The organism is Acidimicrobiales bacterium, assembly GCA_016794585.1.
GTDB lineage: Bacteria > Actinomycetota > Acidimicrobiia > Acidimicrobiales > DATDAH01 > JAEUJM01.
The window spans coordinates 24,514-48,432 of the sequence record JAEUJM010000043.1 but is presented as its reverse complement, the minus strand read 5'-3'; the positions used below and the strand labels follow the sequence as shown (position 1 = coordinate 48,432).

The window sequence follows — 23,919 nt, the reverse complement described above, 5'->3', positions numbered from 1 at the left end:
CCGCCCCGCATCCCGTGGCGGCGCGGCACCGGACCCGACACGCGGAAGGGCCCCGGCCGGAGCCGGGGCCCTTCTCACGTTCCTCGTACAAAGCCGTCAGGCAGCCGCCTGACTGGTCGGACCGCTCAGGCGGTGGCGTTCTTCGAGCGACGGTCGCGGGCGACGACGATGAGCAGACCACCGGCGGCGATCAGCACGATGGCGATCTTGGCCAGCGGGAGGCTGTTGTCGGTACCGGTGCGGGGCAGGTTGCCGGCGGTGGCGCCGGCGATGGTGATGGTGAGCACCGCGGTGTTGCAGCTGTTGGTGATCTGGTGGGTGCCGGGCGAGCCGGTGACCACGATGTCGATCGACGCGGTGCCGTCATCGTCGGCCACGCCGGAGCCGACGTCGTTGCCATCCAGGAACACGGTGATGTCGGTGCCGGCGGGCACGTCGCACGTGACGGTCACGGTGACGGTGTCACCGGAGCTCACGGTGCTGTCGCTCACCGTGGCACCGGGAACGAGCGGCGGGTACTGCGCGTGCGCAGCCGGGGCGAGCACGCCGAGCCCAATCAGTGCCATAGCCCCAAGGATGAACATACGTCGGATCATTGGTTTCCTCCACCGCCGAACGGCTTTGTCGCGGATGCGAACTTCTGCTGAGCCGATGTTTTAGCGGGTGCACCCGCTCATGTCCAGCATTGGTCGTGTCCATCGGTGTCCGCGATCGTTTGTTGAGGGGTCGTCGCGCGGGGCAGGCTCCTGGTCCACCTTCGCCCAGGAGCCGTCGCCGATGCCGCTGCGCCCCAGAGTCGACCAGGCCGCCAAGCTCGTCGACGTCGCCCTCACCAAGGGTGCCCTCGGCGCCGCCCGGGGGGGCAAGCCGTTCTCGCTCAGCGCGTTTCGCCTGGTCAGCCAGGTCCGCGCTCGCTTCGGCGTGCCGGCCACCGTGCTCGACGTCGGGGCCAACAAGGGCCAGTTCAGTCGCGCCGCCGCCACCGCGTTCCCCGGCGCGCGCATCATCGCGTTCGAGCCGCTCGAGGCCGTGGCGGCGGAGTGGCGCCACCACCTCGCCGACGTGGCCGCCGCCGAGATCCACGTGTGCGCGCTCGGCGCCGAGGACGGCACGGTGTCGTTCCACCCCCACGCGTACTCGCTCTCGTCGTCGGTGCTCCCGCTCGTCGCGGGCGCCGGCGCCGAGGGAGGGGGCGGAGCCGGCGAGCTGGCTGCCGTCGAGGTGCCGGTGCGCCGCCTCGACGACGTGGTCACCCTCGACGACCTCCGTGCCCCCCTGCTGGCCAAGCTCGACGTGCAGGGCTACGAGCTCGAGGTCCTGCGTGGCGCGGAGGCCACGTTGCGCCACGTCGACGCCCTGGTGGTCGAGCTGGCCTTCGAGCGCCACTACGAGGGCCAGCCCCTCTTCACCGACGTGCTGGCCCACCTCGGGGAACAGGGATTCGCCCTTGACGTCCCCATCGACGTCCGGCGCGACGAGTCGGGCACCGTCGTCGAGATGGACGGCCTCTTCCTGCCTGCCCCGTAACGTGGCCCCGATGCGCGCCCTCCACGTGGTCCCGTCGCTCGACGACCACATGGGCGGCTCGGTGCACGCCGCGGTGGCGCTCGCGGCCCACCTCGGGGCCCATGACGACGTCGAGACGGAGCTGGCCTCGACCGAGCAGCCCGGCGACGACCACGCCTACCTGGCCCGCATGGCGCCCGACGTGCCGGTGCACCGGTTTCCCCGGTCGTGGCCCGAGGGCCGCTTCCAGTCGAAGGGCCTCGCCGGCTGGCTGCGCGACTCGGTCGCCTCGTTCGACCTGGTGCACCTGCACGGCGTGTTCCACGCGCCGGCGCTGCACGTCCGCCGGGCCTGCCGGGCGACCGGGGTCCCCTACGTGCTCCAGCCCCACGGCCAGCTCGACCCGTTCGACCTGGCGAAGCACCGGCTCCAGAAGCAGCTCTACGGCCCCGTGGCCGTCCGACCCCTCGTGGCCGGGGCCGACGTCGTGGTGTGCACCACGGACCTCGAGGCCGAGCGCCTGGTCACCTACGGCGCCGGGACCCGAACCGCGGTGGTCCCGCTCCCCGTCGCGCCGCCCGGGCCGGGGGACCGTGCCGGCTTCCGGCAGCGTCACGGGATCCCGCCCGACGCGACCGTGGTGCTGTTCCTCTCCCGTCTCGACGTGAAGAAGGGCCTCGACCTGCTCGCGGGGGCGATGGCCGACCTCGACGCCTGGCTCGTCGTCGCCGGCTCCGGCGACCCCGAGGTGGCCGCCGAGCTCGACCGGGCCCTCGACGGGACCCCGCTCGGGCGCCGCACCGTGCGCACCGGGTTCATCAGCGGCGCGGACAAGGACGACGCCTTCGCCGCGGCTGACGTGTTCGCCCTGCCGTCGCGCAACGAGAACTTCGGCATCGTGGTCGTCGAGGCGATGGCCGCGGGCCTGCCCGTGGTGGTGAGCGACGAGACGTACCTCCACGGCGAGGTCGCGGCTGCCGGCGCCGGCGCCGTGTGCCGCGTGGACGCGTCGTCGTGTCGGGACGCGCTCGCTCCGCTCGTCGCCGACGGCGCCCGCCGCGCCGAGGCCGGCCGCCGTGCGCTGGCGCTCGCCGACGGTCGGTTCGCGCCCGCCGCGGCGACCGCGGCCATGGTGGAGGTCTACCGATCACTCCACACCGGAGCCGTTGCCTGATGCCCCGCTTCGCCATCGAGCCCATCGGCGACGACGTCGTCGCCGCCGTCCGCCGGATCGCCGAACGCCTCGACCTCTCGGCCGGCGTGGGCGACGCCGTGTTCCTCAAGCCCAATTTCACCTATCCGTTCCCGAAGGCCGGGGTGACGACCACCCGCCCGGTGCTCGAGGCCACGGTGCAGGTCCTCTCGGACCTCGGGTGCCGGCGTATCTGCATCGGTGAGGGAGAGGGGGGCTACAACGCGTTCGCCATGGACGAGACCTTCGCGGCCTTCGCCCTCGACGAGCTCACCACCCGCTACGGGGTCGAGGTGGTGAACGCCAGCAACTGGCCGAGCCTGGAGGTGCGAGTCGAGGGACGCCGGGGCACCTACGACGTGCACCTGCCGCAGCCCCTGTACGAGGAGTTCGACTCGTTCATCAGCCTCCCGGTGCCCAAGGTGCACTGCATGACCGGCATCAGCGGCGCGGTGAAGAACGAGTGGGGCATCGTCCAGGACCAGATGCGCCTCGCCTTCCACTGCGCCTTCGACGAGATCATCACCGAGGTGGTGGACCGCCTGCCCCGTCCCTACGCGCTGGTCGACGGCACGTTCGGGCTCACCCGCAATGGCCCCATGATCGAGGGGGAGACGATCGACCTCGGGTGGGTGGCCGGCGCCGACGACCTCTGGCTGGCCGACGCGGTGCTGTGCAGGATCATGGACGTGCCCCTCCGCTCGGTGGCCCACCTCCGCTACGGCGACGACCACGGCCGGGTGCCGGCGCTGGCGGCGGCGGACCTGCCCGCCGACCTCGACCGCTACCTCGACGACCGCTTCTACCTGAAGCGCAACCTGTGGAACCGGGTGGCCAAGCTCACCTGGTACTCGCCCCGCCTGAACCACCTCGTCTACTTCTCCAAGGCGTCCAGTGCCCTGCACAAGGTGATGTACGCCATCCGGGAGAAGCCCGACGAGCTGTCGGCCCGCGGCGTCGACTGGGAGTGAGCCGACGGGGAGTGAGCCGCGTCCCAGGGCCCGGGCGGGCGTCCGGCCGCCTCACCGCGGGGTCGCCGGCGCCACTACGCTCACGCCGATGACCGGGGAGCGCGCCACGTCACCTGCGGCGCCCGCGACCGCGTCCTCGGGCGTGCCCGCGGCGCCCTCGCCCCTGCCTCGTCCCCTTCCCCGGGTCCAGCCGCCTCGCCGCCGGGGCGTCAACTCCGGGCGGCGCGCCGACTCGATGGGGACCTGGTTCGGTGCCACGCTGCTCTTCGTCTTCCTCGCCCTCGTCGTCCCCGTGGCGGTGATGGGCCAGAACTTCGGCCCGCTCGGCCGCATCTCCACCCTGCTGGCCCTGCTGGTCACCTGGTACGCCGCCGCCCGTCTGGCCGGGCACTACCACTCCGGGCGGCCCCACCTCGTCCAGATCACCTTCTGGGCCTTCGTGTACCTGTTCCTCGGGCTGGCCTCGTTCGCGCAGCTCACCGCCGACACCTTCCCCATCCGGGGCCAGTTCTTCGAGGAGGAGATCCGGGTCCAGGCACTGGCCGGCATCCTCATCGGCTGCCTCGCCTTCGACGCCGGCCGCTTCCTCGCCCTGAGCATCCGACGCCACCGCATCCGTGAGCGGCTCGAGCACCGGGTGATCGACGCCCGTCGCGTCTGGTTCCTCGGGATCATCGGCATGGTCTGCACGATGGGCGTGGTCATGACCACCGGCGGCCTGGGCACCCGGTTCCGGTCCCGCCAGGCGGCGGAGGAGGCCCTGTTCGGCATCCCGCCGTGGGGCGTGCGCATCGACCAGCTCGACGACAAGACCATCGGGCTCATCAAGACCAGCCTCACCTGGCTGCCGGTGTTTCTCGGCCTCATCTTGTTGTTGTTCGTGCGTCAGGCGGCCACGGCCCGCTACGGCGACCGCCGCCAGGTCCGCTGGGTGCGCAACCCCGCCACCACGTGGCTGCTCGGGGGGCTGATCCTCATCAACATCGTGGCCAACAACCCGATCGCCAACCCCCGCATCCGCTTCGGTGGCGTGGCCTTCGCCATCGCCCTCGTCATGGTGCACGTCGAGCGGCCCCGTCGGCTCCGGGCGTTCCTCGTGGCGCTGCTCCTGCTCGTCCTCGTCGTGTTCCCCTACGCCGACGTGTTCCGGTACGACGTGCAGCAGAACATCAAGGTGGCGACCCTGCGCGACCAGCTCGTCGAGAGCCCGGACTACGCGATGTTCCAGCAGGAGATGAACGGCATCGTCTACGTGCGCGAGAACGGCTTCACCATGGGTGAGCAGACCCTCGCGGCTGCGCTTCCCTTCGTGCCCAAGTCGATCTGGGCCGACCAGCCGGAGGCGACGGGCGACCTCGTCTCGCGCACGGACGGCATCAACGCCTCGTCCACCCTGTGGACCGAGGCCAACGTCGAGGCGGGGTGGCCCGCCATCATCGTCGTGTTCCTGCTGTACGGCCTGGCCGCCATGCTCGCGGACGAGAGCTACGAGCGGTGGTCGCGCAGCCGGCCGTCGATCATCGGCATCGCGGTACCGCTGTTCGCGGCCTTCCAATTCTTCGTGCTGCGCGGCTCGCTGCTGCCCGTGGTCGGCGATCTCGCGCCCATCGTGATCATCGTGGCCCTCTGCTCGCGCCGGGCCCGACGGCCGGCGCCGAAGGGCGGCGCCGACCGTCGTGACGGTGCGGTGGGTCAGGTCGAGGGCGGTGCCGAGGGTGGCGCCGGGGCCCGCTCGACCGTCGCGAACGCCCGCCCGTAGACGACCACGCCGCCGGTCTCGGCGGCGGCGACACCCGCCAGCGCACCCCGCGCCGCGCCGGCGAGCGCGCCGGCGCATCCGAGCACGAAGGTGGCGACCGCCACGGTGGTGCGGGCCCGGAGGCTGCGGCGGGCGTCGGCGTGGACCCGAAGGCCCACGACGAAGGCGAACCCGATGGCGCCGGCCACCGCGGACCACGTCATCACCCCGAGCACGGTGGACGTGCCCGCCCAGGAATCCCCGAGCAGGGCCTCGCCCACGACGTCGGGAAGGCTCCACACCACGAGGCCCCAGAGCAGGGTGAGGAGCCCGAGGCCGGCCGCGAGGCGTTGGACGATGGGCCGCGTGCGCTCGGGCGCGTCGGCATGGGCCCGGACGAGACGGGGGGTGACCGCCACCCGCACGCCCGCGTAGAGCGCGTACATCGGGCCGAACAGGATCTGCGCGCCCCGCACCTTGGCCACCTCGTCGAGCCCTGCGATGGCGCCGAGGAAGAGCACCACGACCTGGGTGGTGCCGTAGAGCAGCATGAACTCGGCGCCGTAGCGCAGGCCGAGGCCGGCGTGGTCGGGGATCCAACGGCGGACTCCGGCGAAGCGGGGCACCACGCGGAGCTGGAACGCGCCGACGACAGCTGCGACCGCGCCGGCCGCCCCCCAGGCGGCGAGAAACCAGCCCACCGTGTCGAACGGGGTCTGGGCGAGGGCGATGATCGCAAGGGTCGAGCCGCCGCCCCAGATGATGTCGTTGACCGCGGCGGCGCGGGGGAGGTGCTCGGCGAAGAGGGCGAAGCGCCAGAGGTCCTGGAGGAAAAGCCCGGGGAGGACGAGGCCCAGCACCGGGAGCAGGTCGCCGATGGGGCCCGGGACGACCAGGCCAACGGCGGCGCACGCGAGGCCCAGTAACGCGCCGAAGGCCAGGGCCGACCCGGCGGCGCCGGCGAGCATCGAGCGCCGATGGTCCTCGTCGGCGGCGCTGTAGGCCACCGAGAAGGCCTCGCCGTGGAAGCCCTCGTTCACGCCCTGGCTGCACACGTAGACGATGTAGACCGCCGAGAAGGCCCCGAAGGCCTCGGCCGACACCTGCCGGGCGATGAGGATGGCGAGGACGACGTTGCTGAGGCTGTAGACGCCCTGGTCGACCACCGACCACGACGCTCCCCGCAGTCCCGCCGGGAGCTTCACCTCTCCCGCTCTGGGCGACGCCGTCGCCGGGCCGCTCGGGCCACGCCCCCGTGCTCCGGGCTCAAGCGCTCATCTGGTCGTGGATCCAGCGGTAGGTGCGCTCGAGGCCGTCGGCCAGCGACGTCGAGGGCTCCCAGCCGTAGCGCTCGAGGATCATCGTGTTGTCGCTGTTGCGGCCCCGCACGCCCTGGGGGGCGTCGAGCTTGTAGTCCCGTTCGAGGGTGACGCCGGCGATGCCCTCGACGATGTCGACGAGCTGGTTGATGGTGACCAGCTCGCTGCTGCCCACGTTGACGGGATCGGTGTACTCGCCGTCGGTGACGAGGTGGATGCCGTGGAGGCAGTCGTCGATGTAGGTGAAGCTGCGGGTCTGGTGGCCGTCGCCCCAGATCTCGATGCGGTGGTCGCCGCTGAGCTTCGCCTGCACGACCTTGCGGCAGATGGCGGCGGGCGCCTTCTCCCGGCCGCCGTCGTAGGAGCCGTTGGGCCCGTAGATGTTGTGGAAGCGGGCCACCCGGGTGGCGAGGCCGAAGTCCTCGTGGAAGTGGTGGCACATCCGCTCGGTGAAGAGCTTCTCCCAGCCGTAGCCGTCCTCGGGCATGGCGGGGTAGGCGTCCTCCTCGCGCAAGGCCTGGACCGCGGCGGAGGTCTGCTTCTCGGCGGCGTACACGCAGGCCGACGAGGCGAAGAAGAAGCGCTCGACGCCGGCGTCGCGGGCCGCGAGCAGCAGGTGCGTGCCGATCAGCGACGACAACATGCACAGCGCCTTGTTGTTCTCGATGAACCCCATGCCGCCCATGTCGGCGGCGAGGTCGTAGACCACCGTCGCGCCGGCCAGGGCCTCGTGGCAGGCCGCCAGGTCCATGAGGTCGAGCTGGCGCTCGTCGACGCCCTCGTGGTGCTGGAACCACTCGTCCTTCGGCTTGACGTCGACGGCGCGCACCTCGGTGTGGCCCGCTTCGACGAGGTCGCGCACCAGGTGGCCCCCGATGAACCCGCCGCCCCCGGCGACGACGATCAGCCCGTCCTGGCTCACAGATCCCGCTCCTGGTTCACGATGCCTTCCTCCCTGTCCGGCCCCCGCCGGCAGTCTCGTCCGTTGTCGAAAGCTCGTCGAAGATGGCGTCGAAGCGATCGCCGATGCGGTGCACGTCGAAGGCCCGCTCGGCGTACGCACGCGCGTCAGCCCCGAGATGGTGCCGTAGATCCGGGTCGTCGAGCAATCGTCGGGCCGCGGCGACGAAGCCGTCGGGGTCGTCGGGCTCGACGGTCACGCCGCTGCCGGCCTCGGCGATGGTGCGGGCCGCGAGGTTGGCCGATGGCACCGAGGCCACGATGGGGCGGCCGGCGCAGTGGTAGCTGAGCACCTTGGACGGGACCGAGAACACACCGGCCTCGGGCTCGAGGATGGCCAACAGGACGTCGGCGCTGCCCAGCACGTCGGGGAAGACCTCGATGGGCTGGAAGGGCAGGAGGACGAGGTTGTCCAGGTGCTCGGCGGCGGCCCGCTCGGCCAGCCAGTCCGCACCCATGCCCTCCGAGGCGACAACGACCGTGACGTCGGGCTGGTCGGCGACGGCGAGCGCGAGGCGGCGCAGGAGGTCCGGGTTGTGCTTGAGGCCGAGGGTGCCCGAGTACAGCAGCACCCGCTTCCCGTCGAGGCCGTGCTCGGCCGACCACGGGTTGTCGCGGGGGCGCGCGGGCAGGTCCTCCAGGGGCGCCCAGTTCTCGACGACGTGCACCCGATCGGCCGGGATGCCCCACTCGTCGAGGATGGGCTCGAAGTCGGGGGAGATGGTGACGACCGCGTCGCTGCGCCGCAGCATCCGGCGCTCGAGGTGCACGAACCACGCCCCCAGCAGGTGGCCGGCGCCGGGCAGCTTGCGGGCCACGGTGTCGCGCATGGCGAAGCTGTAGACGTCCTGCTGCCAGAACACGAACGGGGTACGGGTGCGCCGGGCCCAGCGCTGGATCTGCTCCTGGGCGAAGAGGGGGACGTTGCACGAGACGAGCACGTCGGGCCGCAGGTCGTCGACGAGGGCGGCGAAGAGCTTCCCGTAGCGCACCTCCTGCCGCCAGCGGCGCCGGAAGTGGTACTTGTCGAAGGTCTCGCCGAGGTCGACCTCGAGGACCCGGAACCCCTCGGGATCGTCGGGTCGGCGCACCAGGGAGCCCTTGCCGGTGGTGTACGACGGGCAGTGGACGTGGTCGACCTGGTGGCCCCGGCGGGCCAGCTCCCGGCTGAGCTGCACCTGGAAGGGGTGACCGGAGTAGTCGTGGAGAACGATCCGCATGGGCGCCGGGAGCGTAGTCTCGGGCCCGATGGCCGACGGGGGAGAGGGGCGAACGGTGCAGTTCGGGGGCCTGTACCCCGAGGTCGGCGCCGGCGGGTTCAGCCGGGTCGATGGCACCGTCCAGTTCTACGGCCGGGTGCGCTCGCTCCTGCGGCCCGACATGGTCCTGCTCGACTTCGGTGCCGGACGGGGGGTGGGGCCACAGGAGGATCCCGTCACCTACCGGCGGGAGCTCCAGATCCACCAGGGGCACGTGGCGCGTGTCATCGGCGCCGACATCGACCCGGTGGTGAAGGAGAACCCGGTGCTCGACGAGGCCATCGTCCTCGACGGCGTGTCGGCCCGGCTGCCCCTCGACGACGAGTCGGTGGACCTGATCGTCTCCGACTTCACCTTCGAGCACCTCGACGACCCGGCCCACACGGCCCGTGAGCTCGAGCGGGTGCTGCGACCGGGGGGTTGGCTCTGCGCCCGCACGCCGAACAAGTGGGGCTACATCGGCGTGGGCGCCCGGTTGGTGCCCAACTCGTTCCACACCCGGTTCCTGCGCCGTCTCCAGCCCGATCGGCAGGCCCAGGACGTCTTCCCCACCCGCTACCGCTGCAACACCGTCGCCGACGTGCGTCGGCACTTCCCGCCCGACCGCTTCGACGACTTCTCCTACCGCCACGAGTCCGAGCCGCTCTACGCGGGCTCGTCGGCGGCGGCGCAGCGGGCCCAGCGGGCCGTGCTGACGGTGCTGCCCAACCGCATGGCCTCGATGCTCATGATCTTCGTGCGGCGCAAGGGCGGACCCGACGGTGGGACGTCCGCCGATGGCTGAGGCAGGCCCCGGCGGCGCATCGGGCGAGGGGGCCGAGCCGGCCGCGCCGAGCGGGGTCCCGGGCGCCGACGAGCGCCCCGACGACGAGCACCTGGCCGAGGACCTCGCCGCCGCGGCGGCCGCGGCCGCCCCGCCGGCGGCCTCCGAGGTGCTCCTCGCCCGGCCCGTCCACCACGCCGTCGAGCGCTACCGGCGCGTCGTGGTGGCCGTCGACGCCCTGTCGGCCCTGGCAGGGGCGATGCTGGCCCAGGTTCTGCGCGAGGTGCTGTTCGGGGCGTCCCTGACCGTCGACGGGAGCCACGTCCCGTACCTGCTCGTGGCGGTCGTCGCGGTGGCGTCGTGGTTGGCCATCCTCGCCGTCGCCGGCGCCTACCAGCACGCCATCCTCGGCTCCGGCACCGAGGAGTACCGCCGCATCATCCGGGCTGCGGTCGGTGCTCTGGCCGTGGCCGTGCTCATCGTGTTCCTCACGCGCGCCCAGGTCGCCCGCGGCTTCGTGATGGGCCTCGCCCCGCTGATCGCGGGCTGGACCCTGTTCGGCCGCTACCTCGCCCGGAACTGGCTGGCCCGCCAGCGGGCGAGGGGCCTCCAGATGCGGCGGGTGGTGGTGCTGGGCCGGCCCGAGGCCGTGCTGGAGGCCGTCCGACACTTCCGGGGTGCCGTCGACCAGGGCTACCAGGTGGTCAGCGCCTGCGTGGTGGGCGACGCGCCAGCCGAGGTGATCGACGAGCTCGGGATGCCGGTGCTGCCCTCCGGCGACCCGATCAGCGCCGTCCGGGACGAGCGGGCCGAGATCCTCGCCATCGCCGGCACGGAGGCCCTGCCGACGGGCGCGCTGCGCACGCTGGCGTGGGACCTCGAGGGCACCGGCGTCGACCTGATCGTCGTCCCGACCATCACCGACGTGGCCGGGCCCCGGGTGAGCGTCCAGCCGGTGGCCGGCCTGCCTCTCCTGCTCGTGGAGCCTCCCCGGCTGACCGGCGGTGCCCGGCTGGTGAAATCGATGGTCGACCGGGTGACGGCGTTCGTGGTGGTCCTCGTCCTCCTGCCCGTCTTCGTGGTGATCGGGCTGATGGTGCGCCTGACCAGCCGGGGGCCGGCCATCTTCCGCCAGACCCGCATCGGGCGTGACGGCAAGCCCTTCACGATGTGGAAGTTCCGCACCATGACCGAGCGGGCCGAGCAGGACCTCGACACCCTCGTCACCCTGAACGAGCACGACGGCCTGCTCTTCAAGATCCGCGACGACCCGCGCCGCACGACGGTGGGGAAGTGGCTGCGGCGGTTCTCGCTCGACGAGCTGCCGCAGTTCGTCCACGTGCTCTCGGGGAAGATGTCGCTCGTCGGCCCCCGCCCACCGCTGCCGTCGGAGGTGGCGAAGTACCCCGAGGACGTCCGCCGGCGCCTGCTCGTCAAGCCCGGCCTCACCGGCCTCTGGCAGGTCTCGGGCCGCGCCGACCTCCCGTGGGCCGAGTCCGTCCGCCTCGACCTCTACTACGTGGACAACTGGTCGCTCTCGATGGACCTGGTCATCGTGTTGAAGACCGCGACCGCCGTCCTCCACGGCAAGGGCGCCTACTAGTGCCTCGACCGGAAGGGCGTGGTCTCCCATCGCCCCCGTCTGGGCACTGGTATGTGTTCTGGACAACACATACCAGTACCCGGAACGGGACTTGAGGTGGTGGGCCGGGGAGCTGGAGCCGGTCCTGCCTCGCCGGATGACGCCGCGACCCGGCCGCGCGTGCCGCGCCGCAACGTCGCCGCCGGGGCCATCGCCCTCGTCGGCGTCGTGCTCGTCGCCGGGGGGACGGTGCTGCCGATCGTGGAGATCGACGTCGCCGGCGTCAGCGCGTCGACCAACGGCTGGGGCGGCGACCTGAACGACGGCCCCATCCACCTCGTCGTGTGCGTCGTGCCCGTGGTGATGGCGCTCCTCGCGCTCCTCGGCCGGGCCCGGGTGCTCGTGAAGACGCTTCTGATCGCGTCGGCCCTCATCGGCTTCTTCTGGGTGGCGGCGCGCCTCGCCGACGTCTCCGGGTCGCTCGAGCAGGGGACCGCCGGCGCCTTGGTGGCCGAGGTCACCGACCCCGGCATCGGGCTGGTCGTGATGACCGTCGGCTGGGTGCTCGTCCTGGTGGCGGGCCTCGTCGCCACTGCCGCCCGCCCCCCGAAGGTCCTCGCGCCGCCCCGGGTCTACCCACCGGTGCCTCGGCCCGAGGGTCGGAGCCGGCCGGCGTAATCCCCGCTGGGCGCGGACGGCGGGCGCCCTAGCGTCGGCGGGATGCCGGCGCGCATCCACCCCGACGAGGTCGACATGCCGCCGGCGCTGGTGCGGCGGCTTCTCGCCGCCCAGCACCCGCAGTGGGCCGACCTGCCCCTGACGGTGGCGGGGGAATGGGGCACCGACCACGCCATGTACCGCCTGGGCGATGAGCTGGTCGTGCGCCTGCCCCGCATCGGGTGGGCGGTGAAGGCGGTGGCGGCCGAGCAGCGGTGGCTGCCGTTCCTCGGCCCCCAGCTGCCGGTCCAGATCCCCGAGGTGGTGGCGACCGGCGAGCCCGGCGAGGGCTACCCGTGGCCGTGGACCGTGTTGACGTGGATCGAGGGCGAGCACCCGCCGACGGTGGACTGGTGGGGCGCCGAGCAGCTGGCCGTGCGCCTCGCCCGCTTCAACCGCGCGCTGGCCGCGATCGACCCCACCGGCGGACCCGTCGCCGGCTCGCCCGGCGGGCCGCAGCGGGGGATCCCCATCCGGCTCCGGGACGAGCAGGTGCGCTCGTGCATCGACCTGCTCGCCGACGAGTTCGACCCGGTGGCCTTGGTGGCGGCATGGGAGGCCGACGCCTTCGTCGCCGACCACGACGGCGACCCCGTGTGGGTCCACGGCGACCTCACGTCCGGCAACCTCCTGCTGCGGGACGGGCGTCTGGTCGGCGTGCTCGACTTCGGTGGCATCGCGGTCGGTGATCCCTCGGTCGGGCTGCTCCCGGCGTGGAACCTCTTCGCCGGCCAGGCCCGCCAGGCCTTCCGGGACTTCAGCGAGGTCGACGAGGCGGCGTGGCGGCGTGGCCGAGCGTGGGCCCTGTCCATCGCCGTGGTCGCCCTCCCGTACTACCGCGACACCTTCCCGGCCATCTGCGCCTCCTCCCGCCGGGTCCTGACCGAGGTGCTCGCCGACCACGAGCGCGAGGCCCTCGGCCCAGCGACGCCGGCCGCGCATCCCGACGGCTACCAGCAGGCGGCCTACGTCGGCGAGGCAGAGGCGGGGGCCGAGAACCTGGGTGGACCTGTGCCCCCACCACCGCGCCCGGCGCCACGTGGACCCGCCTCGTTCGGCGACGCTGTTCGCCCTGCCGCCGATGTCTCCGCCGCCGACTGGGTCGTGGCCGGCCAGGACCACAGGTCCGACAACATGGGTGGCGTCGGCCGGCTGGTGCCCGACGGCTTCGAGCAGGTCGTCTTCGTCGACGATGTCCCTGGGGACCAGGACGACTGGTGGGACCTCGAGCGGGCGCACACCATGGCGATCGCCGAGGTCGCTGCCCGCCACACCACCTCGCCCGACCACGTGTTCATGGCGATCTGGGAAGGCCACGGGTACCCGGAGGACGACCTCGAGCGCTACCCGAAGTTCTCCACCGCGGACGGCGATCGGGCGTACTACCTGCTCGAGGGTTCGTTGTCGACCCTGGCCGATCTGGTCTGGCCGAACTACGAGGTACGGGTGTGGCGTCAGCCCGACCTGTGGTGGCCGGCGGACCGGGCCTGGATCGTGTGCACCGACGTGGACATCTGGTGCAACTACGTCGCGGGCACTAGTGCCCTCGTCGCCGAGGTCGCCGCCGCCGTCACGACCGACACCCACCTCGTCACCCGCACGGACGACCTCGAACGCGTCGACTGAGGCCCGCGTGCCAGCGGCACGAGGTGGAGGCGACAGCGTCCGGAATCCGGATGGTGTCGCCTCCACCGTCGATGGCCATGGACAGTGCGAGGGGCGCGGCCGTCGGCGCTGGTGTGTCCGACGACGCCCGCTCAGCAACGGCGGGGGCCTTGGTGGGGGCGATGGCCACGAACGAAGCGTTCGGTCGGTCGACCGGCCGCCCGACGTTGCGTGATCTGTCAGTCGCCAACCTCGGGCGGCGGGGCGGGGCGACGGGCGTCGAGCTCGGCGGCGAGCCGATCCCACTTGGCGACGGTCCGTGGCGCCATCCGCCACGCCACCGGCGCCATCACCACGCAAACGGCGGCGAGGCCGAGGTCGAACACCTCGTGGTTCACGAGCCCCCTCGTCAGCGACATCGCAGCCACGACGAGGAAGATCACCCAGCTGCGCCTGGTCAGCTCGCCCGTTTGGAGGCGGGCGTACCTGACTCGTGCCCGGATCGCGTCGTCGTGGGAACGATCGTCGGGCAGGCGGCCCGTGCGAAGTGCCCGCCCCACGACCCGGCCGGATCGGCCGCGCTCGATGCCCGCCTGCTCCAACTCCCGTCGGTGCCGCTTGAGCGTGTGGACGACCATGGCGACCATGCCGAGCACGAGCGGTGGCCAGGGGGTCGCCGCCCAGGAGGCGCGGCCTTCGAGTCGCGGTGCGACGACGGCCATCCAGGTGATGGTCGATGCCACCACGACGGCGGACAGGACGACGGACCCCCGCGGCACCAGGGCGTCGTACACGCTCGATGGCCGCTCCTCCACGGGCGCCATGCTCTCAGAGCACGAGGCGGTAGGCGAGGAGGAGGAGATCGTCGTCGACGTGCCAATTGCGGTGGGGCTGGGGGAGGTAGCCCCGGCGGTCGTAGAGGGCGTGGGCGGCGGTCATGTGGGGGGCGGTGGAGAGCACGATGGCGTCGAGGGCACGGTCGCGGGCGCGTTGCTCGGCGGCGTCCATCAGGCGGTCGGCGATGCCGAGCCGGCGGGCCGCGGGGTCGACGCCCAGCATGCGCACCTCGAGCTCCCCGGGCTGAGCGATCTCGGCGAACGGCGTGCCGGACTCGGCGAGGGTCACCGAGCCGACCATGCGCAGCCCGGCGAACGCCACCAGGACGTGGGCGTCACGCACCCGGGCGGTGCCGTCGCCGAGCTCCTTGGCGTACTCCTCGTCGACCACCCGGTCGCCGCGATAAGCGGCGAGGGTGAGCAGGCCGATCTCCTCGCCCTCGTCGGAGGCGGCGCGGCGTACGACGATCGGGGAGGGCACCCGACGTTTCTACCGCCTCACCCCCGTCGGGACGCCCCGCGACCGCCGTGCCGCCGGCTCGATCGATCAGCGGGTGCCCGGCGACCCCACCGCCCCGAGGCGAGCCCACTCGGATGATGCAGCCCGTCGACAGGACGACCAACCGCCGACAGGACGACCAACCGCCGACAGGACGACCAACCGCCGACGATGGGCGGCCCGTCGCATCGGGCACCGGGCGTGCAACGCTGAACGGATCGCCGACCAACCGACGGACGCCCTGGACCTCGATGCCGCCCTGGACGCGCTGTTCGCCGCGGCGCCGGACGCGTTCGTGGCCGAGCGGAACGCCCTGGTCAAGCGGCTGCGCTCGGCGAGGCGCCGCGAGGAGGCCACCGAAGTGGCCGCGATGCGCAAGCCGCCCCGGGCGGTCTGGGCGTTGAACCACCTCGCCCTGAGCGACGACCCCCACCTGGCCGACCTCCTCGACGCCATCGACGCGGTGGGCGCCGCCGACGCCGCCACCCACCGGGACGCCGTGGCGGCCCTCCGGGACCGGATCGGGGACACGGTCGACGCGGCGGTCGCCGCCATCGAGGCCCCTCGTCCGGACGACCACCCCGAGGTCACCGCGGCGCTCCAGGCCGTGGTGGGCGACGCCGACGCGCTCCGCCTCCTCGTCGACGGGCGGCTGGTCGAGGTGCCCGCCGGGGGCATGGGCGCCCTGGGCCTGCTCCCACCGGGTGGTGCCGACGCCGTGCCGCGAGCGCCCCGACCCGAGCGCTCCCGCCCCAAGCTCGGCGTGCGCCGAACGCCGCCGCCCGAGGCGGACGAAAAGGGCGAGGACGACGAGGGCGACGCGGTCGACGAGGAGGTCGAGGTCGACGAGGTGGGCGCCGCCGCCGAGGTCGACGAGTCGATGGCCGAGCGCCGGGCGGCGCGCGAGCGCCGTCGGCTCGAGAAGGAGGTGGCGGCGAGCCGTGCCGCCCACGAGGCGGCTGTCGGCGCGCTCGAGCGCGCCGAGGAGGCGGTGTCCGCCGCCGAGGACGGCCTCGCCGCCGCGGACGCCGAGGTGACCGCTGCCGAGGCCGCGCTGGCGGCCGCCCGCACGCACCGGGAAGAGCGGGAGGCCGCCCTCGCCGACGCCCGGTCGACCCACGACGACGTCGCCGCGGAGGAGGCCGACGCCCGCACCGCGGCCGACGCCGCCCGCGCCGAGCTCGACGCCCTCGACCCCTGACCTCTGACCCCCGACCTCCGACCCCGGCATTCGTTCTGGTGGCTCGCCGGCGACGCAGGAGGTGTTGCAGGGGAGGTACCAGAAGCGGGGGAAGGGGCGGGGCCGCGGCGCCTCTCAGGAAACTCTCATGTACTTCCATGGGATCTCCTCATTTTCGCAGCGGGTCCTGAGGGACCTCCAAGGCGGGGACCGGACCATGACCTGCATCCGATCCGCCCCGACCAAGGAGCACCTGATGAAGCGCCACCGCAGCCCCCGTTCCGACGACTCCCGCATCGACACCGGCGCCGTCGCCCTCGCCGACGACGAGGGCCCGGTGCTGGACCGCCGCCGCTTCCTCACCATCGCCGGCCTCGGCGCCGGCGCCACGGTGGCGGGCTTCGGGCTGGCCAAGTACGTGTTCAAGGACGAGTCGTCGGCCGCCTCCGCGGCGAGCACGTCGGCCGGCGCCACCACGGCCACCACCGCCGCGGCGGCGTCGAGCAGCACGAGCACCACCGCCGCTGCCGCCACCGCCGAGGTCGCCGACGAGCTGGCCTTCGGCATGGGCGACGTCGCCACCGAGAACCTGACCATCACGGTGGCCGACGGCTATCGGACGATCGTGACCACCTGCTACCCGGACCACGACATCGACGCGGACTTCCGCTACCCCGGCACCCCCGCGGTCCAGGCGGCGTCGACGTACCAGGTGACGACCGACCCGCAGTACGCCGACTCGCCGACCTACGTGGGGACCGGTCAGCTGTTCGGGGTCCACCTCGACAGCGTGCTGTTCGACCCCAAGACCGCCGGCTACTACGACAACGACATGGGAGGCGGCTGGAACTACGTGGCCACCGCGGACCAGCTCGACGCCTACGGCGCCCACACCCGGCCCGAGACGGGCATGTACCACTACCACGCCATCACCGCGCAGTGGCTCTCCGAGACCGACGAGCACTCGGCACTGGTCGGTTGGGCCGCCGACGGCTTCCCGATCTACCTGCGCTACGGCTACGTCAACCCGGAGGACACGTCGAGCGGGGTGGCCAACCTGGCGTCGTCGTACCGGCTGAAGAGCGGCAGCCGCGGCAGCGACTCGCCCGGCGGCACCTACGACGGCACGTTCGTGGCCGACTACGAGTACGTGGACGGCCTCGGCGACCTCGACGAGTGCAACGGCCGGGAGTGCGTCACCCCCGAGTTCCCCGAGGGCACCTACGCCTACTTCCTCACCGACGAGTGGCCCTGGGTGCCGACCTACCTGAAGGGCACGCCCGACGCCAGCTTCAGCCCCGGTGGTGGCCAGGGCGGTCCCCCGAACCAGGCCTGAACTCCGCCGGCCTGTGCCCGGCTCCGAGGATGGTGGTGGCCCCCTCCCGCCGCCATCCCGGGGCCGCCGGCGCGTCCGGTGCATGGCCTCGGGGGTGCGCCGGCCAGTCAGCCCAGATGGGGGCGGACGACACGACCAGCGCGACGCCGCGCCGGCCGCCGCCGTTGGGGCCGACGGGGCGTGGGCCAGCGAGCGCGGCGGCTGCACCGGTCGCCCGGCGGGCGCCGCAGAGGACCGGCGTGGTCAGCGGGCCAGGTCGGCGACCGTGCCCCCGGAGGCGCGGACGAGCTCGTCGGGGGTCAGGGGGAACACGTCGTGGGGGGTGCCCGCCGCGGCCCACACCTCGTCGTACACGAGGAGATCGCGGTCGACGAACACGGGCAGGGTCGTGGCATGGCAGAAGGGCGGCACGCCCCCGATGGCGTAGCCGGTGGCGGCCCGGACCTCGCCGGCGTCGGCCCGCTCGGTGTGGTCGGCACCGGCGGCAGCCGCGAGCGCGGCCTCGTCGAGGCGGTTCGACCCGCTCACCAGGGCCATCACCACGAACCCGGAGCCGTCGGCCCGCACCGCTCGGAAGGCGAGAGACTTCACGATCTGGCCCACGTCGACACCGATCGCAGCGGCCGCGTCCTCGGCGGTGCGGGTCCCCTCGGGGAACGTGCGGGGCTCGACGCGGATGCCGAGCCCGGCAGCGGCGTCGACGAAGGCGGCCGTCGTCGGATGCATCGGCCAATGCTGCCAGACTGGCCCTCGTGCACCGGTGGCTCGTCGGGGGAGCGTTGATCGAGGGCCCGGGTGGCCTCCTGCTCGTCCAGAACCGCCGCCGAGGCGGCCAGGTCGACTGGTCGCCGCCCGGGGGCGTCATCGACGAGGGCGAGTCCGTCCTCGAAGGCCTGGCCCGTGAGGTCCTCGAGGAGACCGGTCTCGTGGTCACGGCGTGGGAGGGGCCCGTGTACTCGATCGAGGCGGAGGCCCCGGGCCTCGGCTGGACCCTCACGGTCGAGGTGCACCGGGCGGTGGCGTACGAGGGCGACCTGCTGGTCGACGACCCCGACGGGATCGTGGTCGACGCCTGCTTCGTCGACCCGGCGGCCTGCGCCGACCGCCTGACCGAAGGGCACCCGTGGGTGCGAGAGCCGCTCGTCGAGTGGTTGGGCGAGCGATGGGTCGGGACGCGCGGGTTCGGCTATCGGGTCGATGGCGACGACCTCGCCCGCCTCACCGTCAGCCGCCTCTGATGGCCGGGCCCGGCGCCCACCGCACGATCCTGCACGTCGACATGGACGCGTTCTTCGTCGCGGTCGAGCGCATCCGCGACCCCAGCCTGGTGGGCAAGGCCGTCGTGGTGGGCGGTGACGGAGAGCGTGGGGTCGTGGCCGCGGCGTCCTACGAGGCCCGACGGTACGGCGTGCACTCCGCCATGCCGAGCACGCGCGCCCGCCGCCTCTGCCCGCACGCGGTCTTCGTGCAGGGGGACCACCGGGCCTACAGCGAGGTGAGCGCTCGGGTCATGGAGCTGTTCCGTAGCTACACGCCGCTGGTCGAGCCGTTGTCGCTCGACGAGGCCTTCCTGGACCTGTCGGGCGCCCTCCGGCGCTGGGGGAGCGGCGAGGCCGTGGGCCACGACATCCGCCGTCGGGTGCAGGAGGAGGAGCACCTCACCTGCTGCGTCGGCGTCGCCCCGAACAAGTTCCTGGCGAAGCTGGCCTCCCAGGAGGCCAAGCCCCGGGCCTCCATGCAGGGCATCGAGCCGGGTGAGGGCGTGACCGTGGTCGCGCCGGGCGCCGAGCTCGCCTTCCTCCACCCGCTCCCGGTGGGGCGCCTGTGGGGGGTGGGGCCCGTCACCCGAGAGCGGCTCGAACGCCTCGGCGTCACCACCGTGGCCGACCTCGCGGCGCTGCCGCTCGACGTCGTCGTCGGAGCGCTGGGCAAGGCCTCGGGCGCCCACCTCCACGCGCTCGCCCATGCCCTCGACGACCGGGCGGTGGTGCCCGACCAGGCGCCGAAGTCGATCAGCCACGAGGAGACCTATCCCCACGACCACCATCGCCGTGGCCCCCTCGAGCAGGAGGTCGTGCGCATGGCCGACGCGGTGGCCACGCGCCTGCGGGCCAACGACATGGCGGCGCGCACGGTGGTCCTGAAGGTGCGTTTCGGCGACTTCCGCACCATCACCCGATCGGTCACCTTGACCGAGGCCGTCGACACCGGGCCGGCGCTGGCCCGAGCGGCCAAGGCGTTGCTCGACGACGTCGACCCCTCACCCGGGGTGCGGCTGCTCGGGGTGGGGGCGGCCAACCTCACCGCGGCCACGGCCCAGCAGCTCGCCCTGTTCGACGAGCCCTCGGGCGAGGGCCAGGGCGCCGATCTCGCAGAGTGGAGCGACGCCAGCCGTGCGGTCGACGAGATCCGCGAGCGCTTCGGCGCCGCCGCCATCGGCCCGGCCCGCCTCGCCGGCCCCGGTGGCCTGCGGGTGAAGCGCCGGGGCGACCAGCAATGGGGTCCCGGCGCCGACGAGGCGTCCATCGACTGAGCGGCGCCACCGCCCGGTACCGGCACCGGCGAAATGCGCTTCGTGCGCGTTGTTGGCGGCGGGGTCGTGTGCGATCATGGGTTCGTGCCGCTTTCCGAGGACGAACAGAGGATCCTGTTCGAGATCGAGCAGAAGCTCACCGAGAGCGACCCGGCCCTCGCCCGCGAGGTCGGATCGACCACGATCTACACCCACGCCTTCCGCAACATGAAGTGGGCCACGCTCACCTTCATCCTGGGCGTGGTCCTGATGATTGCCACGCTGTCGCAGTCGTTCCTGTTCGCCTTCGGGGGCTTCCTCGTGATGTTGGCGAGCGCGCTCTGGTTCGAGCGCAACGCCCGCAAGCTCGGGCGGGTCGGGCTCGAGCAGATGACGCGCTCCGAGCGCTCTGCCGGGTTCAAGGACTACCTGGGCTCGACGAGTCAGCGCATGCGCGACCGCTTCCGCCGCGAGGACTGATCCCCGCCGCCACCCACCGGTGACCAAGCCGTCCGTGGGTGGGTTCGCCAACCCAGCCGACGGGCCGCGCGGCGGGTCCACGGCGTGCGAAGGCGAACGCCGCTGACCACCGTCCGGGCATCTCGCTCGGCCTGCTCGGCCGTGGCGGTCGACACCCCACCGTCGGCGTAGTCGGCGGCGGTGGCGGCCAGGGCGAGCGAGCGGTGCGCCTCGCGCCCCGCGTCGACACGTCGAGCGGCGCGGGCCGAGAACTCGAGGGGGGTCTCCGCAGGGTCGGGGACGAGGCCGGCGACGGCGAGCGCGTCGGCGGCCTCGAGCCAGGCCACCCGGGTGCGCTCGTCCGGTCCGCGCCGGGCCCGCCACCGCCAGCGCGCCCGGCGGACGGCCAGGGCGCCCACCGCACCCACCAGATAGAGGACGGCGGCTCCGAGCACGACGGCCATCGCCGCCGCGAGCCGACCCGGCCAGGGTGAGCTCGACCCGCCCGACGGAGCGGTCGTGGGCGCCACCTCGGGCGTCGGCACGGGCCGGGTCACGGGCGCAGGGGCCTGGGTCGTCGCGGTGCTGGCCGATGAGTGGAGGGTGATCTCGTCGCCGCTCGGGGTGGCCTGGTCCTCGCGCACCCCGGTGTAGCTCTCCGCTCCGGGCGCCCCGCGACCCGGCGTCGGCTCGAAGGCCACCCAGCCGAAGCCCGACAGGTACACCTCGGGCCACGCGTGCGCGTTCTCGCCCCGCACGATGAAGCGCCCGAGGTCGGCGGGGTCGCGCTGGCCGGGGGTGAAGCCGACGGCCACCCTCGCGGGGATGCCGACCGATCGGGCCATCGCCGCGAACGTCCCGGCGAACTGCTCGCAGAAGCCGACCCGCCGCGCCAGGAACGCGTCGATCGCGCTCTCGCCGTGGCCGGCGGGGACGTCGGTGCTGTACTCGAAGCCCTCACGGAAGAAGTCCTGCAGGGCCAAGGCGCGGTCGTAGTCGGTGGTCGCGCCGGCGACCACCTGTTCGGCCTGCGCTCGTGCGGTCTGGCTGAAACCCTCCGGGAGCGCCGTGTAGTGGGTGAGGAGGTCGGGTGGCGCCTCCGAGGCGCCCCGCAGCTCGTCGGGCGTGAGACGGGGGACGGCGGACACCACCCGGTACCTGGTCCCGTCGGAGGTGGGTCGCTCCTGATCGACGATGAGGGTGGACGACGCCGGCTCCCAGCGGAGGTCGAGGCCCTCGGCGTCGATGGACGTCGGCTCGTACGCCGCCGGCAGCCAGATCGCCGCCAGGGCCTCGATGGTGAACTCCTGCGTCACCTCGTCCGAGGCCCGCGCCGGCGCCACGCCGTTGGGGAGCTCGCCGTCCGCCTCCCCGAAGGTGCCCCCCGAGGCCCAGATCTGGCCGTCGAAGCGGTCGAGGGAGGTCATCCGCCAGTAGGCCGGGACCGCGCTGCGCACGCTGAAGACCTCGGTGCGGCGCTGGTCGATCAGCCGGGCCCGGATGTCCACGAGCGGGCTGAGGGTGACCCGCGGCCCGCCGTCACCCCCACGGCCGTCGAGGGCGATGAGGCCGGCGTCGTCGGCGCCCGGCAGCCTGGGGGCGACCAGCACGCCTGCCACCAGGGCGGCGGCGGCCAGGATGCTGCCGGTGACGAGGATCGCCCGGGTGCCCCGACCGGTGCCCGTGGCCACCCAGCGCACGGTCGCCTCCTGTCGGTACGCCCGGTGCAGGAGGAGGAACACGAGGGCCGCGGCCAGGTAGGCGATGCCGCCGACCGCGGCGTGGCCCTCGGCGCCGAGCACGGCGGCGAACACCACCAGCCCCGCCGAGGGCACGATGGCCTCGAAGGGAGCCCACAGGCGGAAGGCCGCCCAGTCGGCCACGAAGGCCACCAGCCAGATCGCGAGGGCGGTGGCCACGAGGAACCCGGTCGTGGGCTCGGCCGGCGCCACGACCTCCTGGAAGCGCTCCCACCCCTCCGCCAGCTCGTTCGACACCGTGCCCCACGTCTCGCCCGTCGGCACGCCGTACCAGGTGGTCGACGCCGCGAAGAGCCACGCCGTCGTGAGGACGAGCGCCCCGGCGCTGGTCACGGCGGCGAGCGGCAGCCGGAGCCCGCCGGCGCGGGCCACCGCCACCGTGAGGTGGGCGATGGCCGCGATGGCCAGGAGGCGGGGGAGGTAGGACCAGGTGTCGAAGAGGGGGTGCAGGCCGACGAGGGCGGCCACGGTCACCGCGAAGAGCGCCAGCTCGGCGGGCACCCTCAGCCGCGGACGGCGCTCGTCGCTCACCGGCCGGCCACCACGGCGCGACGGTTGACGTGCTCCTCCCAGGCCAGCGCGAACGGTCGGTCATCGCGGACGCGCACACCGCCGCCGGCGTGGGTGCGGACGGGTGCCGCCGCGGCCGAGGGGTCCCACGACGACGCCTCGAACAGCACCGGGATGATCCGCCCGTACCGGGCCTGGAGCCGGCGCAGCCGCGCGAGGTCGTCCGGTGCGACGTCGGCGGGCACGAGCAGGACCAGGGTGCCACCCGCGACGCGGGCGAGGCGACCGATGGCTGGTGCGAGATCGTGGTGGTCGGACGAGGTCACCACCGCCAGGCGCTCCATGACGGCCTCGACCTGGGCGTGGGAGCCGGTGAAGCCCGAGTCGGTGCCGTCGGCGGTGACGAGTCGGAGCTGCTGGTTGCGCCGGCGGCCGGCGTGCACGAGCGAGGCCGCGGCGCGCACCGCCGGCTCGATGGCCTCGGCGGGCCGGTACCCGGACCGGGTGTCGAGGAAGATGGTGGCGCGGCCCTGCCACGGCAGCTCGTCCTGGCGCACCAGGAGGTGGTCCCGACGGGCGGTCGAGGCCCAATGGACCCGGCGGAGGTCGTCACCCACGACGTACTCGCGCAGGGCGAAGAACTCCTCACCGGCAGGGGACAGGTTGCTCCGCTGGTCCCGGCCGGCGTGCGGATCGGTGCCCGACGACATCGGCACCGGTGCGACCTCGTCGACCGCGGGATACACGGTCAGGGTCGTCACCCCGCTTACCTGCACCCTGGCCTGGGCGAGGCCGAAGGGGTCGGTGACCAACACCTCGAGCGGACCCACCTCGAGGAGGCCCCGCCGCTCGGTCGGCAGCTCGTAGGAGGCTCCGGTCGCCGCCTCGCGCTCGAGTGGCGCGACGGCGAGGTGGGCACCGCGGGTGCCGGACACGCGGTCGACCAGGGTGAGCACCGGTGTCCGGCGACGACCGCGGTTGCGGACCTCGAGGTCCACGCTGCTGGACGTGCCGGCGTGCACCCGGGCGGGGTGGAGGTCCCGAGCGACGTCGAGGCGGATCCGTACGAGGGCGACGCCGAGGGCGGCCAGCACCACGAGCACGGCGATGGTGGCGCCGGCGACGAAGGCCTCGTCGATGGCGATGAGCCGGCCGACGAGCAGGAGCCCGGCCGCACCCGCGGCGGCGAGCCAGCCGGTGCGGGTGAGCACGGCG

At 73.3% G+C, this 23,919-nt stretch carries 22 protein-coding genes; 13 read left to right on the top strand and 9 right to left on the bottom strand.

Annotation, left to right across the window (positions count from 1 at the left end; all coding sequences use genetic code 11):
* Positions 1–125 precede the first annotated feature (125 nt).
* On the bottom strand, positions 126–566 hold the full coding sequence (locus tag JNK12_20870) for an LPXTG cell wall anchor domain-containing protein (protein ID MBL8778404.1): 441 nt from the start codon (positions 564–566) through the stop codon (positions 126–128).
* Positions 567–777: 211 nt separating this feature from the next.
* Between JNK12_20870 and JNK12_20865 the strand changes: the two genes are divergently transcribed.
* The 4 genes from JNK12_20865 (at position 778) to JNK12_20850 (ending at position 5,428) form a co-directional block, all read left to right on the top strand.
* The gene (locus JNK12_20865; GenBank protein MBL8778403.1) at positions 778–1,527 is read left to right on the top strand and encodes an FkbM family methyltransferase; all 750 of its coding nucleotides are present in this window, start codon (positions 778–780) and stop codon (positions 1,525–1,527) included.
* A 10-nt stretch (positions 1,528–1,537) separates the two neighbouring features.
* Positions 1,538–2,680, top strand: coding sequence for a glycosyltransferase (locus JNK12_20860; GenBank protein ID MBL8778402.1), 1,143 nt, complete (start codon positions 1,538–1,540; stop codon positions 2,678–2,680).
* Positions 2,680–3,669, top strand: coding sequence for a DUF362 domain-containing protein (locus JNK12_20855; GenBank protein ID MBL8778401.1), 990 nt, complete (start codon positions 2,680–2,682; stop codon positions 3,667–3,669). Before JNK12_20860 ends, JNK12_20855 begins: the two co-directional genes overlap by 1 nt.
* Before the next feature lie 88 nt (positions 3,670–3,757).
* On the top strand, positions 3,758–5,428 hold the full coding sequence (locus tag JNK12_20850) for a hypothetical protein (protein MBL8778400.1): 1,671 nt from the start codon (positions 3,758–3,760) through the stop codon (positions 5,426–5,428).
* On the opposite strand, the gene JNK12_20845 is transcribed toward JNK12_20850, so the two are convergent.
* The 3 genes from JNK12_20845 to JNK12_20835 all read right to left on the bottom strand — a co-directional run bounded on the left by JNK12_20845 (position 5,362) and on the right by JNK12_20835 (position 8,906).
* Positions 5,362–6,612 carry a hypothetical protein gene (locus tag JNK12_20845; protein ID MBL8778399.1) on the bottom strand — a complete coding sequence of 417 codons (1,251 nt, stop codon included), beginning with the start codon at positions 6,610–6,612 and terminating at the stop codon, positions 5,362–5,364. The genes JNK12_20850 and JNK12_20845 overlap by 67 nt on opposite strands.
* Before the next feature lie 61 nt (positions 6,613–6,673).
* Positions 6,674–7,648: an NAD-dependent epimerase/dehydratase family protein gene (locus tag JNK12_20840; protein MBL8778398.1), complete on the bottom strand. Its 975-nt coding sequence runs from the start codon at positions 7,646–7,648 to the stop codon at positions 6,674–6,676.
* Between the two features lie 16 nt (positions 7,649–7,664).
* Positions 7,665–8,906 (bottom strand): glycosyltransferase family 4 protein, encoded by a 1,242-nt coding sequence (locus JNK12_20835; protein MBL8778397.1) that lies wholly within the window; start codon positions 8,904–8,906, stop codon positions 7,665–7,667.
* Between the two features lie 28 nt (positions 8,907–8,934).
* Between JNK12_20835 and JNK12_20830 the strand changes: the two genes are divergently transcribed.
* The 4 genes from JNK12_20830 to JNK12_20815 all read left to right on the top strand — a co-directional run bounded on the left by JNK12_20830 (position 8,935) and on the right by JNK12_20815 (position 13,633).
* Positions 8,935–9,729: a class I SAM-dependent methyltransferase gene (locus JNK12_20830; protein MBL8778396.1), complete on the top strand. Its 795-nt coding sequence runs from the start codon at positions 8,935–8,937 to the stop codon at positions 9,727–9,729.
* A complete protein-coding gene (locus JNK12_20825; GenBank protein MBL8778395.1) occupies positions 9,722–11,311 on the top strand; it encodes a sugar transferase in 1,590 nt (529 codons plus the stop codon). Before JNK12_20830 ends, JNK12_20825 begins: the two co-directional genes overlap by 8 nt.
* 159 nt (positions 11,312–11,470) lie before the next feature.
* On the top strand, positions 11,471–11,968 hold the full coding sequence (locus tag JNK12_20820; GenBank protein MBL8778394.1) for a hypothetical protein: 498 nt from the start codon (positions 11,471–11,473) through the stop codon (positions 11,966–11,968).
* A gap of 42 nt (positions 11,969–12,010) precedes the next feature.
* Entirely contained in the window at positions 12,011–13,633 is a 1,623-nt protein-coding gene (locus JNK12_20815) for an aminoglycoside phosphotransferase family protein (protein MBL8778393.1), read from the top strand.
* Positions 13,634–13,851: 218 nt separating this feature from the next.
* Here JNK12_20815 and JNK12_20810 read toward each other — a convergent pair whose 3' ends face one another.
* Together JNK12_20810 and JNK12_20805 are read right to left on the bottom strand one after the other, a co-directional pair.
* Positions 13,852–14,436, bottom strand: a complete 585-nt coding sequence (locus JNK12_20810; GenBank protein MBL8778392.1) for a hypothetical protein — start codon at positions 14,434–14,436, stop codon at positions 13,852–13,854.
* A gap of 4 nt (positions 14,437–14,440) precedes the next feature.
* A complete protein-coding gene (locus tag JNK12_20805) occupies positions 14,441–14,929 on the bottom strand; it encodes a GNAT family N-acetyltransferase (protein ID MBL8778391.1) in 489 nt (162 codons plus the stop codon).
* A gap of 73 nt (positions 14,930–15,002) precedes the next feature.
* On the opposite strand from JNK12_20805, the gene JNK12_20800 reads away from it, so the two are divergent.
* Both JNK12_20800 and JNK12_20795 read left to right on the top strand, forming a co-directional pair.
* Positions 15,003–16,148, top strand: a complete 1,146-nt coding sequence (locus tag JNK12_20800) for a hypothetical protein (protein MBL8778390.1) — start codon at positions 15,003–15,005, stop codon at positions 16,146–16,148.
* A 196-nt stretch (positions 16,149–16,344) separates the two neighbouring features.
* Positions 16,345–17,463: a YHYH protein gene (locus tag JNK12_20795; GenBank protein MBL8778389.1), complete on the top strand. Its 1,119-nt coding sequence runs from the start codon at positions 16,345–16,347 to the stop codon at positions 17,461–17,463.
* A gap of 243 nt (positions 17,464–17,706) precedes the next feature.
* Here the strand turns inward: JNK12_20795 and JNK12_20790 are convergent, their stop codons facing one another.
* Positions 17,707–18,189 (bottom strand): YbaK/EbsC family protein, encoded by a 483-nt coding sequence (locus JNK12_20790; protein MBL8778388.1) that lies wholly within the window; start codon positions 18,187–18,189, stop codon positions 17,707–17,709.
* Positions 18,190–18,215: 26 nt separating this feature from the next.
* Between JNK12_20790 and JNK12_20785 the strand changes: the two genes are divergently transcribed.
* The 3 genes from JNK12_20785 (at position 18,216) to JNK12_20775 (ending at position 20,455) form a co-directional block, all read left to right on the top strand.
* Complete coding sequence (locus tag JNK12_20785) at positions 18,216–18,701, top strand: NUDIX hydrolase (GenBank protein ID MBL8778387.1); 486 nt, start codon at positions 18,216–18,218, stop codon at positions 18,699–18,701.
* Positions 18,701–19,996: a DNA polymerase IV gene (locus tag JNK12_20780; protein MBL8778386.1), complete on the top strand. Its 1,296-nt coding sequence runs from the start codon at positions 18,701–18,703 to the stop codon at positions 19,994–19,996. Before JNK12_20785 ends, JNK12_20780 begins: the two co-directional genes overlap by 1 nt.
* A gap of 84 nt (positions 19,997–20,080) precedes the next feature.
* Complete coding sequence (locus tag JNK12_20775; GenBank protein MBL8778385.1) at positions 20,081–20,455, top strand: DUF3040 domain-containing protein; 375 nt, start codon at positions 20,081–20,083, stop codon at positions 20,453–20,455.
* On the opposite strand, the gene JNK12_20770 is transcribed toward JNK12_20775, so the two are convergent.
* Positions 20,419–22,725: a transglutaminase domain-containing protein gene (locus tag JNK12_20770; protein MBL8778384.1), complete on the bottom strand. Its 2,307-nt coding sequence runs from the start codon at positions 22,723–22,725 to the stop codon at positions 20,419–20,421. The genes JNK12_20775 and JNK12_20770 overlap by 37 nt on opposite strands.
* On the bottom strand, positions 22,722–23,915 hold the full coding sequence (locus JNK12_20765) for a DUF58 domain-containing protein (protein ID MBL8778383.1): 1,194 nt from the start codon (positions 23,913–23,915) through the stop codon (positions 22,722–22,724). The genes JNK12_20770 and JNK12_20765 overlap by 4 nt, the downstream gene beginning before the upstream one ends.
* Positions 23,916–23,919 lie beyond the last annotated feature (4 nt).

What these genes read in the sequence shown, in the direction of transcription:
- JNK12_20870 (MBL8778404.1), bottom strand. Translation starts at nt 566, where the DNA reads ATGGCACTGATTGGGCTCGGCGTGCTCGCCCCGGCTGCGCACGCGCAG.
- JNK12_20865 (MBL8778403.1), top strand. Translation starts at nt 778, where the DNA reads ATGCCGCTGCGCCCCAGAGTCGACCAGGCCGCCAAGCTCGTCGACGTC.
- JNK12_20860 (MBL8778402.1), top strand. Translation starts at nt 1,538, where the DNA reads ATGCGCGCCCTCCACGTGGTCCCGTCGCTCGACGACCACATGGGCGGC.
- JNK12_20855 (MBL8778401.1), top strand. Translation starts at nt 2,680, where the DNA reads ATGCCCCGCTTCGCCATCGAGCCCATCGGCGACGACGTCGTCGCCGCC.
- JNK12_20850 (MBL8778400.1), top strand. Translation starts at nt 3,758, where the DNA reads ATGACCGGGGAGCGCGCCACGTCACCTGCGGCGCCCGCGACCGCGTCC.
- JNK12_20835 (MBL8778397.1), bottom strand. Translation starts at nt 8,906, where the DNA reads ATGCGGATCGTTCTCCACGACTACTCCGGTCACCCCTTCCAGGTGCAG.
- JNK12_20830 (MBL8778396.1), top strand. Translation starts at nt 8,935, where the DNA reads ATGGCCGACGGGGGAGAGGGGCGAACGGTGCAGTTCGGGGGCCTGTAC.
- JNK12_20825 (MBL8778395.1), top strand. Translation starts at nt 9,722, where the DNA reads ATGGCTGAGGCAGGCCCCGGCGGCGCATCGGGCGAGGGGGCCGAGCCG.
- JNK12_20815 (MBL8778393.1), top strand. Translation starts at nt 12,011, where the DNA reads ATGCCGGCGCGCATCCACCCCGACGAGGTCGACATGCCGCCGGCGCTG.
- JNK12_20810 (MBL8778392.1), bottom strand. Translation starts at nt 14,436, where the DNA reads ATGGCGCCCGTGGAGGAGCGGCCATCGAGCGTGTACGACGCCCTGGTG.
- JNK12_20795 (MBL8778389.1), top strand. Translation starts at nt 16,345, where the DNA reads ATGACCTGCATCCGATCCGCCCCGACCAAGGAGCACCTGATGAAGCGC.
- JNK12_20790 (MBL8778388.1), bottom strand. Translation starts at nt 18,189, where the DNA reads ATGCATCCGACGACGGCCGCCTTCGTCGACGCCGCTGCCGGGCTCGGC.
- JNK12_20780 (MBL8778386.1), top strand. Translation starts at nt 18,701, where the DNA reads ATGGCCGGGCCCGGCGCCCACCGCACGATCCTGCACGTCGACATGGAC.